The 15,989-nt window shown below is 42.9% G+C and carries 7 protein-coding genes; 1 reads left to right on the top strand and 6 read right to left on the bottom strand.

Features of this window, described 5'->3' with window-relative positions; all coding sequences use genetic code 11:
• Positions 1-10 precede the first annotated feature (10 nt).
• Entirely contained in the window at positions 11-2,296 is a 2,286-nt protein-coding gene (locus tag BMX50_RS00155) for a glycoside hydrolase family 3 N-terminal domain-containing protein (RefSeq protein ID WP_091205981.1), read from the top strand.
• A 195-nt stretch (positions 2,297-2,491) separates the two neighbouring features.
• On the opposite strand, the gene BMX50_RS00160 is transcribed toward BMX50_RS00155, so the two are convergent.
• The 6 genes from BMX50_RS00160 to proB all read right to left on the bottom strand — a co-directional run bounded on the left by BMX50_RS00160 (position 2,492) and on the right by proB (position 15,514).
• Positions 2,492-8,101 carry an alpha-2-macroglobulin family protein gene (locus BMX50_RS00160; protein ID WP_091205984.1) on the bottom strand — a complete coding sequence of 1,870 codons (5,610 nt, stop codon included), beginning with the start codon at positions 8,099-8,101 and terminating at the stop codon, positions 2,492-2,494.
• Between the two features lie 66 nt (positions 8,102-8,167).
• Positions 8,168-8,572, bottom strand: a complete 405-nt coding sequence (locus tag BMX50_RS00165) for a hypothetical protein (protein ID WP_091205987.1) — start codon at positions 8,570-8,572, stop codon at positions 8,168-8,170.
• Positions 8,573-8,671: 99 nt separating this feature from the next.
• A complete protein-coding gene (gene topA, locus BMX50_RS00170) occupies positions 8,672-11,065 on the bottom strand; it encodes a type I DNA topoisomerase (RefSeq protein WP_091205989.1) in 2,394 nt (797 codons plus the stop codon).
• Between the two features lie 233 nt (positions 11,066-11,298).
• The gene (mnmA, locus tag BMX50_RS00175; protein ID WP_091205991.1) at positions 11,299-12,387 is read right to left on the bottom strand and encodes a tRNA 2-thiouridine(34) synthase MnmA; all 1,089 of its coding nucleotides are present in this window, start codon (positions 12,385-12,387) and stop codon (positions 11,299-11,301) included.
• A gap of 794 nt (positions 12,388-13,181) precedes the next feature.
• Positions 13,182-14,429 (bottom strand): glutamate-5-semialdehyde dehydrogenase, encoded by a 1,248-nt coding sequence (locus tag BMX50_RS00180; RefSeq protein WP_091205993.1) that lies wholly within the window; start codon positions 14,427-14,429, stop codon positions 13,182-13,184.
• A gap of 5 nt (positions 14,430-14,434) precedes the next feature.
• A complete protein-coding gene (gene proB / locus BMX50_RS00185) occupies positions 14,435-15,514 on the bottom strand; it encodes a glutamate 5-kinase (RefSeq protein ID WP_091205996.1) in 1,080 nt (359 codons plus the stop codon).
• Positions 15,515-15,989: the final 475 nt, after the last annotated feature.

A 15,989-nucleotide genomic window follows, 5' to 3' on the forward strand; every position in this document is an offset into this window, starting at 1 on the left:
ATCTCGCAACATGAAGAAACTCTACATTACAATGATTAGCCTTGCCTTTCTCAACGGGTTGTGCTATACTGTAAATGCCCAAAAAAGGCCGCTTGCTGCCAGCGCTATCGATAAAAAGGTTGATGCCCTGATAACCAAAATGACACTCGAAGAAAAGGTTGGACAAATGACCGAAGTTACCTCTGATGTTGTTTCTAAATCCGGTGGCGGCGCTCATGAACTCGACCCTGAAAAACTAAAAGAAGCCATCATGAAATATCACGTTGGTTCGATATTGAATGTTACCGGAACAGCCTATGAACGTAGCCATTGGTACGATGTGATCTCGCAGATCCAGAAAGCTGCCGATCAGGACCGTTTAAAAATTCCGGTTATTTACGGTATTGATGCTATTCACGGTGTTACATATACTGTTGGCAGTACTTTGTTCCCACAGGAAATAGCTTTGGCTGCAACCTTTAACAAAAGTCTTGCGCGTAAAATGGGGGAGATCACTGCCTATGAAACCCGTGCAAGTTATATCCCATGGAATTACTCTCCGGTGTTAGACCTGGGTCGGTCGGCTTTGTGGCCGCGGATCTACGAAACGCTTGGGGAAGACCCTTACGTGGTAAAAACAATGGGTGCCGAAATTATCAAGGGATATCAGGGTAACGATGTAGGTGATAAATACCATGTTGCCGCCTGTATGAAACATTACCTCGGCTACAGTTTCCCGCTGAGCGGAAAAGACCGCACCCCTTCATGGATTCCCGATCGTTATATGCGCGAGTATTTCCTTCCGTCATTTGCCGAAGCCGTTAAAGCAGGGGCTAAGACGCTGATGATCAACTCGGGCGAGATAAGTGGCGTCCCCGTTCACGCAAGCAAATATCTGCTGACTGATGTTTTGCGCGGTGAACTGCATTTTGACGGTATTGCTGTAACCGACTGGCGAGATATTCAATACCTGCATGACCGTCACCATGTAGCGGCTACCCAAAAAGATGCTGTAATGATTGCTGTAAATGCAGGCGTTGATATGAGCATGGTACCTTATGACTATACTTTTTATACCTACCTGATTGAACTGGTAAAAGAAGGTAAGGTATCAATAGCCCGGGTTAATGAAGCCGTTCATCGTATTTTAAAGGTTAAATATGAGCTTGGTTTATTTGAGCGCCCGGTTGGCAACCCTGATGACTATCCTAAATTCGGATCGGATGAGTTTAGGCAGGCCAGTGTACAGGCCGCTAATGAGGCTATTACATTGTTAAAAAACAATAACCATGTGCTTCCGCTAAAAAAAGATATTAAAGTGTTGGTAACCGGCCCTACGGCAAATACCATGCGTTCGTTAGATGGGGGATGGAGTTATACCTGGCAAGGCGATCTATCGGACAAATTCGCAGCTAATAAAAACACAATACTGGAAGCTATCCAGCAAAAAATAGGAAAGGAGAACGTAACATATGAAGCCGGCGCTTCTTTCGACAGCCTCCAGAACATAGATGAAACGGTAAAAGCCGCTAAAAATGCCGATGCTATTGTACTTTGCCTGGGTGAACTTTCCTACACCGAAAACGTAGGTAATATTGACGATCTGAACCTGCCCGCAGCGCAAACTCAATTGGCTTTGGAACTTGCTAAAACCGGCAAACCGGTGATCCTGGTATTGGCCGAGGGCCGCCCTCGAATTGTTACCGATGCCGAGAGTAAATCTGCCGCTACCATTATGGCTTACCTGCCGGGCAATGAGGGTGGGGATGCTATTGCCGGTGTTTTATTTGGAGATGTTAACCCATCGGGCCGGTTATCTATCACTTATCCTCGTTATACAAACGCGCTTGTAAATTATTACCGCAAGAATTTAGAGAACGGTAATTCCGATGATAAACACGGTTATAATCCTTTATATGAATTTGGTTATGGCCTAAGTTACACTACTTTCAGTTATAGTAACTTGCGTATCAGCAAGCCGGAACTTAAAGATAATGAGACGCTAAGTATATCTATAGATGTTAAAAATACCGGCCAACTGGAAGGAAAGGAATCGGTGTTGTTGTATATCAGTCAGCTTTATGCCAGTATAGCTCCTGATACCAAACGTCTTCGCGCTTTTGATAAGATCAGCCTGAAACCGGGTGAAAGCAAAACAGTTACCTTTAAAATAAGCCCGAAAGATCTTGCCTTTGTGAATGATGTAAGCAAAACAGTAACTGAGGCTGGCGAGTTTAAGATCCAGCTTGGTGATCAAACACAAAGTTTTAACTATGTGTCTGAAAAAGATCAACCTTCAAGAACAGGTAGGTTGTAAGGGTTTATTACCATTATAAGTAAAAAGCGCTTTTTTTTACCATGTCATTGCGAGCGCAGCGTGGCAATCGCACGGAAGTATAGCCGCCCTGTATAGTATGCGATTGCCACGCTGCGCTCGCAATGACATGATTTAATACAGTTCAATCCTTGCGCTCGTTTTTAACTGGTGTAAGGATTGAACTGTATTTGTAGCTTACTTTACCACCTCAACCCATTGGCCTTTTAACAAGCTGCTTATCTGGTTATTATACATCGCTTCGCAATAAACCGCAGATAAATAGTATTTGCCGGTATAAGCAGCGTTAAGCATTACATAATAAGTTGATTCCTGACCTTCGTTTAAACTGAAGTAAGTGTTTACCCTATCGTCACGAATATCGCGATAATCAGAAGGCGATGATTTAAATGCTTCGTCGCCAAGCAGACGGGTATTCAAGATTTCCCAACCCGAAGGGAAGATCTGGGTGAGGGCCAGGTTATCATATCTGCCGCGTTTGCCCGGATTTTTGATATTTACCTGGGCTACAAAGTCGGTACCCTGCTTTAATGATGAAGGATCTATCGGTTTACCTTTGAGCGAGAAATAGCCAACGCGCATCTGTAATACATCTGGATTGATAATTGATTGAGTATCCTGTCCTGATGATGGCTGTCCTTTTTGTATCAACCTAACGTACAGTTTGTTATTACTGTTGTTTTTAAGGTAAACTTTACCGCCATTGCCGGCCAGCGCCCCCTGCCATAAATACGAACTTGTACTAATGGTAGCTTTAGCGTTGCCGTTAACATAGTTAAATTCAAGTTTGCCAGCGGGTTTGTTTTGCCCGTAAAACTGCGCCAACGCTATCAGCGAGTACGCTGTGGTTTGGGTGCTATACCAATCATCCTGCGATAAGCGGGAGGCAACCGTATGTACTAACCCTGAGGCCTTTTGTTTTTCGCCTAATAGGGTTAGGGTTTCCAGTATCATGGCCTCATCCCTCAGGTCGGAGCCATAAGTGCCGTAAAGGCTGTTATATGGTTTAACAGTGGTTGATAATTTTGCTGTCATCCTTAATCCAACCTCAGGCTGCCCGGCAAGTTTATAAGCAGCGGCAAGGCGCCAGGCTGCTGCGTCACTCAATAATGTAAACTCGCGCAGGCGGTTCATTGCGCCCATTTCGGGCGAACGGGCCAGTGCCAGCAGGTATAAGCGGTAGGCCTGGGTAAGGTCGTCTTCGTAATAGTATGGTTGTTTGCGTGGTGCCCAACTCAGGGCTTTTTCTTTCTGATATTTTTTCCAGCGATCGATAAAGCCTATAGGCATGCTGAAGCCTTTTGCCTGGGCAGCTAACATGAAATGTCCGGCGTAATTTGTTCCCCATTCATCGGCTTCGCCGCCGTAAGGCCAATAGCTTAAGCCCCCGCCCTGTACCTGGAAGCCGTTGAGCCTGTTGATGGTGGCTTTGATATTACGGTCGGTTTCGGCCCGTTGTTTTGGTGAAAGATCGAGCAATTGGTTCAGGTATAACTGCGGAAATGCCGATGAAGTAGTTTGTTCAACACAGCCGTGCGGGTATTCAATAAGGTAATCCAAACGCTTTGAAAGGTTTAACGGCGGGATGTAAGCCACCTCAAGTGTTGCTTTATTGGTACCGTTGATGCCAACAGGCTGGTAATCGGCATTCCATACTTCGCCCGGTGCAAGCTCTTTTTGGATAATGCGTGTAACCGGTGGATTGGGGTTACGTACATTAAGGTCAACATCATAGGCTGCTGTTTCTGAACCGCTTTTGGCAATTATTTTCACCTTGCCTACACCAACAAAATCTTTGACATTTAAATCAAAAGTTACCATTTGATCGCCGGGCTTATCAAAGGTTAGTGTTTTCTGGTTGTTGCCGCCAAGGTTGCTGAAAGCATTGCTCTGTACCTGTATGCTTACGGATTTAATATTGTTCTCCATAGCAAACACAGTAACCGGCAATTGAATGCTTTCTGAAGGGCCAAGTACGCGCGGCAGGGTAGCAAGTATCATCAAAGGTTTTTTAACTGCTACGGCTTTTTCAGCAATACCATACGCGCCATTGTGACCGGCCACTATCATAGCTTTAACAGAACCCACGTATTGTGGCAATATAAAGCGCTGTGTTTGTTTTTCGCCTGCATTGAGGTGAAAAGGTCCAAGGAATTTTACAACGGGCTTAAAGCGGTTTACAGACACGTTTTTGTTATTGCCGAGGTTCCCGTCACCACCTATGCTTAAGATACGCTCCAGGCCACCGCCAAATGCGCCTATTACGTAGTCGAATAGGTCCCAGGTTTTTACGCCTAAAGCTTCATGAGCATAAAAGGTATCATGTGGGTCGGATGTTTTGTAATTGGTGATATCCAGCAGCCCTTCATCAACAATGGCAATGGTATAGGTCATTTCCTTGCCCGAGGCCTCCGATACCGTAATAGCAGATTGGGTCTCTGGCCTGATCTTATCAGGCATACTGATGATCGGTTTCAGGATAGTTTCAGGATTTTCAACCTTTAGCGGAATAGCGCCATACATGCGAATGGGCAGGTCATTAACCGTTTGCGAATGTTTTTGCAGCAGCGTAACGTTCACAAAAACGTTTGGCGCCATTGTTTCATCAACCGTAAATGTATAACGGGTTTGTCCTTTCTTAGTATCTATCCAGGCTGTTTTTAAAACCTTGCTGCCATTTTCAAAACTGATCAATGCCCTGCCGGCTTCACCGGTTGGAATAGTCAAAGTAGCCTCATCACCAACTTTATAACTTGGTTTATCCGAAGTAAAAGACAACATTGCTGCTTCGGTTGGGTTGGTTGATTGCAACCTTTCCGACCAGTTTGGCCAGTCAACATAGATGATTTTACCTGTTGAGTGGCCGGTTTGTTCATCTTTAACTTTAATGAGGTAACGGCCCCAGTCGGCTTTGTTGACGTGCAGTTGCCATTTGCCTGCGCCACCTGTAAGCCTTACGGTTTCAGTTTTGATGAGCTTGTTATATTTATCCTGTGTAAAGTTGCTCATTTCATTGCCGGTTTGATCCCACCACCAGCGCCATTGCACTTTGTATAGCTCAACCTGCACATCGCGGCTGCCCAGCAGCGGGTTGCCGTTCACGTCAACATCGGCAATGTCAACTATATGATCTTTATCAGTAACCAGCATTCCCGACAAGTCGCTGCCTTCGGGTGTTTTTATACCTACGTAGCCCTGATAAACGTTATAAGGCATGGTAACCTGGTTTATACTGAAGTTGCCGCCCGGCTCAAATACCTTAACCAGGAAATTTGCACGAAGCTGCCCCGGGGCTTGTTTCTCTACGTTTACATTAGCATCAACATCGGCTGTGCCTGTTTCGCTTAGCTTACCATCAAAAACTGTTTGTACCTGGGTATTGAAGGCAAGCGTAGGATCATCAAAAACATAGTCTTTATACTTTTTAAAGCTGGTATTTTGTGCTGATAAATAGGCGTCGACTTTGGCTTTTAAGTTTTGGGCCGCGCCACCAAATAGCCATTGAGCACTTAACTTACCATTGGCGTTGTTGCCTTTAGTCAATTCTACAGCCCCGCCGAACGACAGGCTAAGCTTGAGCCTGTTAGGCATTATGGTTTCAACCTTTATCTTTTTCTCAAACGTAGCGCCACCAACTTTCACCTTGGCTGTCCAATTGCCGGTAGGGGAAGAGGTTTCGGTTGCCGTATGGAAACTATAAAAGCCATCTAAACTTTTGGTTTGCGTAATTCGCCTGTATAGCTTGTCACTTGGGTCATACAATTCAAACTCTACGGGATGATCAGCCGGAAGAGTTTTTAATTTATCTTCGAGGATAAACGAGGTATAAATGGAGTCACCCGGCCGCCAAACACCTCGTTCGCCGTAAATAAATCCTTTGAGACCGTTTTGAACTTCCTCGCCGCCAACGTTAAACCTTGATAGAGGTAAAGAGCTGCCATCATCCAACTTTAGATAACCGCGTTGCGTACCCTTTTTAGCTACCAATAAGTATGGTTTCTTCTTCAGATTGAATTTAGCCAAGCCGTCGCCATCGGTAGTGGTTTTGTAGATCACCTGTTTCTGATAGTCCAGCAGCTCAATATCTGCATTGTTCATGGGTTCGGCAGTCAGGATATCGGTAACAGCTATCAGCATATTGTTATCATTGCCCCGTTTGGCAATAAGGCCTATGTTTGATGAAATGATATTACGCGTAGCCCAACGCTGTTTGCTGTAGTACGAATCTGTACAGGCATCGTCACGTTCCTGCCAGTTGTAGCCTTCGGGGTAGTAGTTATCGTAGCGTTTCCAAAAGTCGTCGTCTTCATCACTTACTTTTGATGTATTATCGCTGTAATCACCTCCATAATAGCCGCCGCCTTCTTCTTCGTCACCATTATCCTTTTGAACCTTGCCACTGTTGACCTTGCAGTTGAACAACGAATATGACCTCCTGAAGCCGATAACCACCCGATAAATGGCGCCTGGCTCGGTGCGGATCATCTGGTCGAGGTCGAGCATAAAACGGTTCTTCTTGTGCAGGTTAAGGCCTTTGTCTGTATCCAGTCGAATAGTTTTTTGAACTATTGGTTTACCAACCTGCCTTAATTCGGCGCTTCCGTCAAAACCGTTGCTTTGAAAATATTGAGGTACGTTGTTTTCGTAGATTTTTATGATGGTAACATCTACTGCGTTCAGGTTAACTGCCTCAAAAGGCATCATGATCCGCCCCGAATCGGGGAGTATAACACCTTTGCCGGGGATGGTAACGGCGGGCAGGCGGTTCTCAAAAAATAGGTTAGCAGTGTAGCTTTTGGTGATCCTTTTTAACAGCGTGTTTTTTATGCCTTCATTCACGGTCACTGTATAATCACCCTGTAAACGGTCTGGGGCGTAAACTTTTACCAGGCTGCCATCAATGCTGTATGCAGGATCAGTAATATTGTTGATGCTGATGAGCCCGTTAAGCTCTTGTCCAACTAAAATGTTATCCGAAAACTGTACTTCAACGTATTGGTCGTTATCCTGAACGGCGCGGATATTCAAAACTTTGAAATCGCCAATTGCAGGTACTTCAAAATTTTGGCTGCCTTTTTTATCTACACCAATACTGCTGCCGTCCCAGTTGATAGTGAGCGGGCTGGCTTTGCCGGCTATACGTGTTAAACCGGTTATGGTAAAATGATGATTTTTGTGGGCTGCGTCATGCTCCCAGTTTATTTTAACCGGCGAATCATAATTAGGTACGATAAGTTTATCGACTGCGGATGGATCTTCGGCATCGGCGGTTTGAATATCGCCTGTAAGCTTCATTTCGGTATTTGAAGTGCTGCTGGCTGTTTGCATGCCAATAAATGACACGGTAAAATCGGGTTGAATAACCTGGAAACTAAACTTAAAGTGCTCAAAATGGCCCGGCACTTCAATAAGCTTGCTTAACTTAAAATCAGCTGTATAGTTTTTACCAGGATCAAGTTTTTCATCAGGCCTGAATTCGATGGTTCGTGCATCAGTCCAGATGGCTTTTCCTTTTATCGATGGCGAAAAGTTGAAAAGATCTTCGGTTATTTCTTCATTTTGCTGATGTGTTACCTGAACATCGCTTGCCAGCCTGATACGGATAGGGCTCTGTTTGGAAACAACACCGGTGGTGTATGATTCGATATACTTGCTGAAAGCTGGGTCGACAACTGTTTTTTTATGACCACTTGCTATCAGGTATACAATGAGTAAAACAAGCGCAATGGTAGTAATAACAGTGATTAAGGTTCGACGTTTGCGGAACTGACTGTATCCGTTTTCCATGAAATAGGTTTATTTATTATCAGGTAAATTATAAAATTTATGACAATAAATAATTTAAAGCGAAAATTATTTTATCATAACTCCTGGCTTATTTAAAACCGGGATCTTGATAAAATTCATCTCCACAATACTTTCAGGAAGGAAAATAAATTTCTTGTCGAAAATGTCTTTGCCGATGTAATAGCTTAGCCAATATTCATTATTGAGGCCGAAAGTTTGCTCATCTATGGGCTCGATAAGCTTATACGCTTTACTGTCAACAAGGGGGATCATATGCCGCAGGGTAGATGTTTTTACCTGTTCACCATCCTTTTCACCATAACCTTTTGAAGTAATGAGCACATTTTCAATAGGCTCATTTTTAAGGTTGATGAGATATACGTACCATACCTTACTTTCTACGCTTTCGCTCTCCAATGCTACAGCAATAGCAATATCCTTTACATTATTTTCGGGCAGGTCTTTCTTCATTCTTTTAGTTGATTGGGTTGATTGAGTTGATTAGGTGAGTGGTTCTGAGCACGCTTGTCTAACCGTTCACCTAATCAACTCAATCAACCATTCACTTGATTATTTTTTCTTCGCTGCCGCCTTTTTCTTGGCCGGTGCTTTTGTTGCAGCAGGCTTGGTTGCCGCGGCGGCTTTACCAAAGCGTCCTTTTTTAGCATCCTTCGGTGTCGCATCGGCAAGTGCCTTGCATTCCTCATAGGTAAGGGTCAAAGGATCTTTATCTTTAGGGATCTTAACGTTCAGCTTGCCAAATTCAATATATGGGCCCCAACGGCCGTTCAGTACTTTAACGTCCGGATCTTCGTCAAAAGATTTGATCAGCTTTTCAGCATCCTTTTTACGCTTTAGGTTAATGAGCTCAATCGCTTGTTCTTCAGTAACATCATGGGGGTCGATCTCTTTAGGTAACGACACAAAAGCACTGTTGTGGCTGATATAAGGCCCGAAGCGGCCGATAGCCACTTTCATTACCTTACCTTCATATTCACCTACAACTTTTGGCAACTTAAATAGTTCGAGCGCCTCTTCAAGACTGATGGTTTCGATGCTTTGACCGCTACGAAGGCTGGCATACAACGGTTTTTCTTCGTTCTCTTCTGTCGCACTTTCACCCACCTGAACAAACGGGCCGAAACGACCTATTCTAACAGAAACTTTCTTTCCGCTTTCGGGGTGAATACCCAATTCCCGTTCGCCGGTTGCTTTGTCTGCTTTTTCAATAGTGTTTTCAACTTCCTTATGGAAGGGGTTATAAAAATCGTGAAGCATTGCAGTCCACTCTTTCATACCCTGTGCTATTTCGTCAAATTGCTTTTCAACGCTGGCTGTGAAGTTAAAATCAACAATGTCCTTGAAATATTGTACCAGGAAATCATTTACAACAGCACCGATATCAGTAGGGAACAGTTTTCCGCGTTCGGCACCGGTGTTTTCCGTTTTTTCTTCTTTTACGATGCTGCCTTCTTTCAGTGTTAATACCCTGAAATTACGTTGCTTGCCCTCGCGCTCTTCCTTAACAACATAACCACGGTTTTGAATGGTTGAGATGGTTGGAGCATAGGTTGACGGGCGACCGATACCAAGCTCCTCCAGCTTTTTTACCAGACTTGCCTCTGTATAGCGGGCGGCAGGGCGGGAAAAACGTTCTGTAGCCGACATTTCCTGTAAAGCCAAACGCTGACCTTTGGTTAAAGGTGGCAGAATTGCATTTTCGCCGTCTTGCTGTGGTTCGTCCTCGTCATCTTTCGATTCAAGGTAAACTTTCAGGAAGCCATCAAACTTCATTACTTCGCCGTTAGCTGCCAGGTCTTCACTACGGGTGGAGATTCCGATTTTTGCAGTAGTTTTTTCAAACTGGGCTTCGCTCATTTGCGAAGCGATGGCGCGTTTCCAGATCAGCTCGTATAAGCGCTTTTCTGCCGATTCGCCGTCGATAGAATGGTTATTGAAATATGTTGGCCTGATTGCTTCGTGCGCTTCCTGTGCACTGGCATTTTTGGTTTTATATCTTCTTTGCTGATGGTATTTTTCGCCGTAGGCAGATACGATCTCGCTGGCAGCCGAATTTAAAGCCAGTTCAGAAAGGTTTACCGAATCGGTACGCATGTAGGTAATATAACCTGATTCGTATAGTCTTTGCGCAACCTGCATAGTTCTTGCTACGGAATAGCCCAATTTGCGGCTTGCTTCCTGTTGCAGGGTTGATGTTGTGAACGGTGCGGCAGGTGAACGTTTTGTCGGCCTGGTATCTAATGATTTAACATCAAAATCTGCCGAAATACAATCCTGTAAAAACTTCTCAGCATCTTCCTGTTTAGGAAAACGCTCAGGGAGTTCGGCCTTGAAGGTTTCTTTGCCTTTGCCAAATATGGCTACAATTTTAAATGATGCTTCTGATTTAAATTTATTGATCTCACGTTCACGATCAACAATAAGCCTTACTGCAACTGATTGTACGCGCCCCGCCGAAAGTGATGGTTTTACTTTTTTCCATAAAACAGGGGAGAGCTCAAAACCTACCAGTCTGTCCAAAACGCGGCGAGCCTGTTGTGCGTTGACCAGGTTATAGTCAATTTTACGGGGTGTATCTATCGCTTTTAAAATGGCGGGCTTTGTGATCTCGTGAAAAACAATACGCTTAGTGCTTACATCTTTCAGATCCAGTGTTTCAAACAAGTGCCAGGAAATGGCTTCACCTTCGCGGTCCTCGTCCGATGCGAGCCAAACCATTTCGGCTTCCTTAGCTAACTTCTTTAATTCGCTAACTACCTGCTTTTTATCGGCAGGTACTTCGTATTTTTGTTTAAAGTTATTAGCTATATCAATTGCATCTTCTGACTTAACCAGATCACGGATATGCCCATAGCTGGACTTTACTGTAAAGTCCTTTCCAAGGTAACCCTCAATGGTCTTGGCTTTCGCAGGTGATTCAACTATCAGTAAGTTTTTGGCCATTTAATCAGTTTTAGTTTTTGCAAATAAAACATAAAGTAAGCGAAACACCAATTAGTTTTTGGTAAAAGGTGTAAAAGTTGAAGGTAAATTACGTTTTAAGTTGAGATTTTTGCGCCAAAATGCCCGTGAAAATTATATTGTTGCAAAATATCTAAACTGATTTTAACAAAATGATAACAAGCATATGCGGCAGCTTATGTTGTTAAGTTTAAAGATTGCAGGAAAAGGGTGCTTTACATCAGGAAACCACCACCAACCAAGTCATCTCCTTCATAAAATACAGCCGACTGGCCCGGTGCTATACCTGATACATTATGATGAAAGTCAACTTTCATATGTTCGCCCATTTGAAGAATAGTGCTTTGTGCTCCGGCATCTTTGTAACGTATTTTGGTAATGGCTTCAAGCGGCTCATTTATATTTTCATATTTAATGAGGTTGAGGTTTTTAACCCAGGCTTGTTTACGCTCAAGTTCATCGGCGGTACCTAAAACAACTGTATTGGTAGTAGGATCGATTTTGGTAACAAACATAGGATGGCCTAATGCCACGCCCAAGCCTTTACGCTGGCCAATGGTATAAAAAGGATAACCCTGGTGTTTGCCCACTACGGTGCCATTGGTAAGTACAAAATTACCCGGACCAATCCGCTCGTCAAGGTCTTCAACTTTATGGCGTAGAAATGAGCGATAATCGTTATCAGGTACAAAGCAAATCTCGTAGCTTTCGCTTTTACCGGCAAGCTCAATTTGCCCCATGTCAAGCGCCATTTGCCTGATCTCGGGTTTTGAAAAACTACCCAACGGGAATTTGGTACGTGCAAGGTTTTTTTGAGATACCCCCCACAATACGTATGATTGATCTTTATTGGTGTCCTTACCTTTTGATATCACGTAACGGCCGTTATCCTGCAAACGGATATTGGCATAGTGACCGGTAGCTATAAATTCGCAATCGAGTTTATCGGCACGTTTTAGTAATGCTTCCCATTTAATATGGGTGTTACACAAAACGCATGGGTTAGGAGTGCGGCCCGCCAGATATTCATCAACAAAGTTATCGATCACAAAATCGCCAAACTCATTGCGGATATCCAATATATAATGAGGGAAGCCATAACCAACTGCAAGCGCACGCGCATCATTTATACTGTCCAAACTGCAGCAGCCAGTTTCTTTTGAACTGCCACCCGATGAGGCATAGTCCCAGGTTTTCATGGTTAAACCAATAACTTCATAGCCCTGCTCATGCAGCATCACTGCCGCTACCGAACTATCAACCCCGCCGCTCATTGCCACTAATATCCTGCCATGCTTACTCATAATGCTGCAAAGATACCTATTTGATTTTTATGTTAACATATGCTTGGTCAGTAAAGGGTAAAATGTGTTCACTTTGCCAAGTTTTACTATTAATCAATAGTTAATTTGTATTGTTAATCAAATTTTTGTGTTGGTTACATTAAGTAATTGTCCCGATAAAATACAGCCTCTTTATTGAAAGGCATGATCGATAAAATCTCTGTTGTGGTATTATCTGCGCTGTTGTTTCATTAATGTGAGTTAAGTGTGCGAGCCGGTATAAGCTTAACATTATATTAATATATATTATAATTAAACACAGGGGGAGTAAGAAAGTGACGGACTTAGTGTAACAGGCAAATAAAAAGCTACGTAAAATTACATATCAGTAAAACCAGTTAAACCTTGCGTTTATAGTGTCAAAATCACTATAAATGTTACATGAAAAAGGGGTGTAAGTGATACACCAATTTCAACATTAGGGCTTTTTTTTTGATAAAAGTTTAATTAATAAATGTAGAGCTGACTATTATAAAAACAAGCTACATTATTTATTAAAAATAATGTAAAAATGATACCAGCTATTGTAACAGACCTATTACATTATAAATTTGCTATATCCTAATTAATAAAAGAATGTTAACTCAATTGACTTTAGAACAAAAATTACAGGGCGTGATTTTAGTGATTATTTGCTTTATTGCTGCAGCCAACTACTTAATAAAGTAACGCTTAACAATACGAATAACACGTTTAAGGTGCTTACTACAGGTTGTAAGCACCTTTTTTATTATATAAGATTTTTACCGGGACGATTACGGATTGCGGGTTTGTCCGTTGCCTTTAACTATCCATTTGTAACTGGTAAGTTCTTCCAGGCCCATAGGGCCCCGGGCATGGAGTTTCTGAGTGCTGATGCCAATTTCGGCTCCGAGACCAAACTGTGCTCCATCTGTAAACGCAGTTGAAACATTGGCGTAAACCGCTGCTGCATCCACATCATTTAAAAATTTAGCAATATTTTCAGCATCTTCAGAGATAATGGCCTCGCTATGTTTTGAGCTGTTAACGGCGATATATGCTAAAGCTTCAGTAAATGAAGCTACCGTTTTGATAGCCATCTTCATAGAAAGAAACTCAGTACCAAAGTGTTCCGGGCTGGCCTCATGTAAAAGGCTGGGCGGGTAATCATCTTTTAAAGCTGCAAAAGCCTGTTCATCAGCAAAGATCTCCACTTCTTTTTCTTTAAGGATTTGAGCCAGTTGCGGCAAATCGCTTAGACGGGCTGAGTGAATGATCAAACAATCTAAAGCGTTGCAAACACTTACCCGGCGCGTTTTGGCGTTGGCAATAATTTCTGCCCCTTTTTCCAGGTTGCCAGATTGGTCGAAATAAGTATGTACAATGCCGGCGCCTGTCTCAATAACCGGTACTTTACTATTGTCCCGTACAAAGTCAATCAATGATTGGCTGCCTCTTGGTATGAGTACATCGATATAACCAATTGCACTTAATAAGGCTGTTGTAGCCTCACGTTCGGCAGGGAGCAGGGTAACTACATTAACGTCAATACCATGTTTTGCCAATACTTTATGAATAACCAAGATTATCGCCCGGTTGGAAAAATCGGCATCGCTGCCACCTTTTAATACACTGATGTTGCCTGTTTTAAAGCAAAGTGCAAAAACATCAAAAGTAACATTGGGCCGGGCTTCGTATATAACACCAACAACGCCAAGTGGCACGCGTATTTTTGATATCGATAAGCCATTAGGCATTTCGGTAGCCGAAAGTTGTTTGCCAAGCGGGCTATCCAGTTTGGCAACACTCTGCATGTCGCCGGCAATACCTTTAATCCTGTCGGCAGTAAGTTTAAGCCTGTCATATTTGGGGTCTGCCGGATCCATGCGGTCAAGATCTTTCTGGTTTTCGGCCAGGATGTATTCGGTTTGGGCTATAGCTTCTGCTGCAACATCCTCCAAAACCCTATTGATTACGGAAGGGGCAAGAGGGGCTTTGCGGCTTGCTTCACGTGCTTTATCAAAATAGCTGTTATAATTCATGGTATTTAGCCTTGTAAATAAAGATAATCATAATGTACCAGTGCCTTTTGGTTTTTTTGGCCAACGCGTTCACGGGCCTTATCTGAGCCATATTCGGCAATGCCTAAACCAATAAGCTTATCGGTATCATCAATCAGTTTAATAATATCGCCTTTTTTAAAGTCGGTTATTACACCAACAATTCCAACCGGTAATAAACTGGTTGCTTTGTTCGAGATCAGTGCAGCTTTTGCACCGGCATTAATGAGTACACTGCCGGTTGCTGATTTTTCGGAGTGGGCAATCCATTTCTTTTTGCCTGATGCCGTTTTATTTGGTATGAAACGGGTGTGCGTAACCTGGTTTTCCAGAACATCGGTTAAAATTTGATCCCGTTTTCCGTTGGCAATGTGTACCGAAATACCAAGCTGCGCAGTTTTTTGCGCCATGGTTGATTTTGTGATCATGCCACCACGGCCAAATTGCGAACGGCCCGACGAAACAAAGCTTGAAAAATCAAGTTCGTTACCACTAACCTCATCTATTACTGCCGATCCGGCTGCCTTGGGGTCGCCGTCGTAAATGCCATCAACGTTGGTGAGGATAATGAGGGCATTGGCATTAAGCATAGAGGCTATGAGGCCTGCCAATTCATCGTTATCTGTAAACATTAACTCGGTTACGGATACTACGTCGTTTTCATTTACTACAGGGATCACCTCGTATTGCAGTAAAGCCTCAAGACAGTTTTTCATGTTGAGGTAATGCATCCTGTCCCTGAAATCTTCGCGGGTAACCAAAACCTGCGAACATAATATCTGAAACTGTTCAAATAAATGCGAATAGGTATTGATCAGTTTTACCTGACCGATAGAAGCCAGTACCTGGCGGGCGGCGACAGCGTCGGACTTTTCTGCGACAGTAATCAGGCTGCGGCCGGATGCCACGGCACCCGATGAAACCAGTATCACTTCAATACCTTGCTTTTTTATCGCAGCTATCTGTTCAACCAAATGGGTTATCCTGGGTAGGTCGGGGAGGCCGTTTTCCTGGGTAATAACATTTGAGCCGATTTTGATAACGATGCGTTGATAATTGAAAGCCATTAGCTGAGTACGGATTAAAGCTTCAATATTACTAATTTGGTGTTGATTTAAATTGTTTTATTTTAAAATTTCCAAAAAAATGATTGATTTTGCAGTAAAGTAGTTATTTGTTGTTGTATATTCGGTTGTTTTTCTTAAAAACGTTATTAATTGCTCTTGTTTGACACTAAATATGTGTTTTTTGTTCCGAAATTTATCAAAAATGGTAAATATGTATCGGAAACTGAATATATCCGGGTAAAGGCATACAAATAAATGACGCCGTTCCTGGCTGTCATCATTCTCTAAAAAATAGAAATTCATTTTTTGAGTTTAGCCTGATGCATATCAATTGTAGTCACTTGTTACATTAGTTTTCTACCATTACTCATAGGCTAAAACCGAGGGATCAATCAAGAAAAAGGTATCAATTAAAAAAATACTTTAAAAATTCTTGACAGCCAATGATAAATTTATATTTTTGTCGACTAATTCT

Origin of the sequence: Mucilaginibacter gossypiicola, from assembly GCF_900110105.1 — a bacterium.
In the GTDB taxonomy this organism is placed as follows: domain Bacteria; phylum Bacteroidota; class Bacteroidia; order Sphingobacteriales; family Sphingobacteriaceae; genus Mucilaginibacter; species Mucilaginibacter gossypiicola.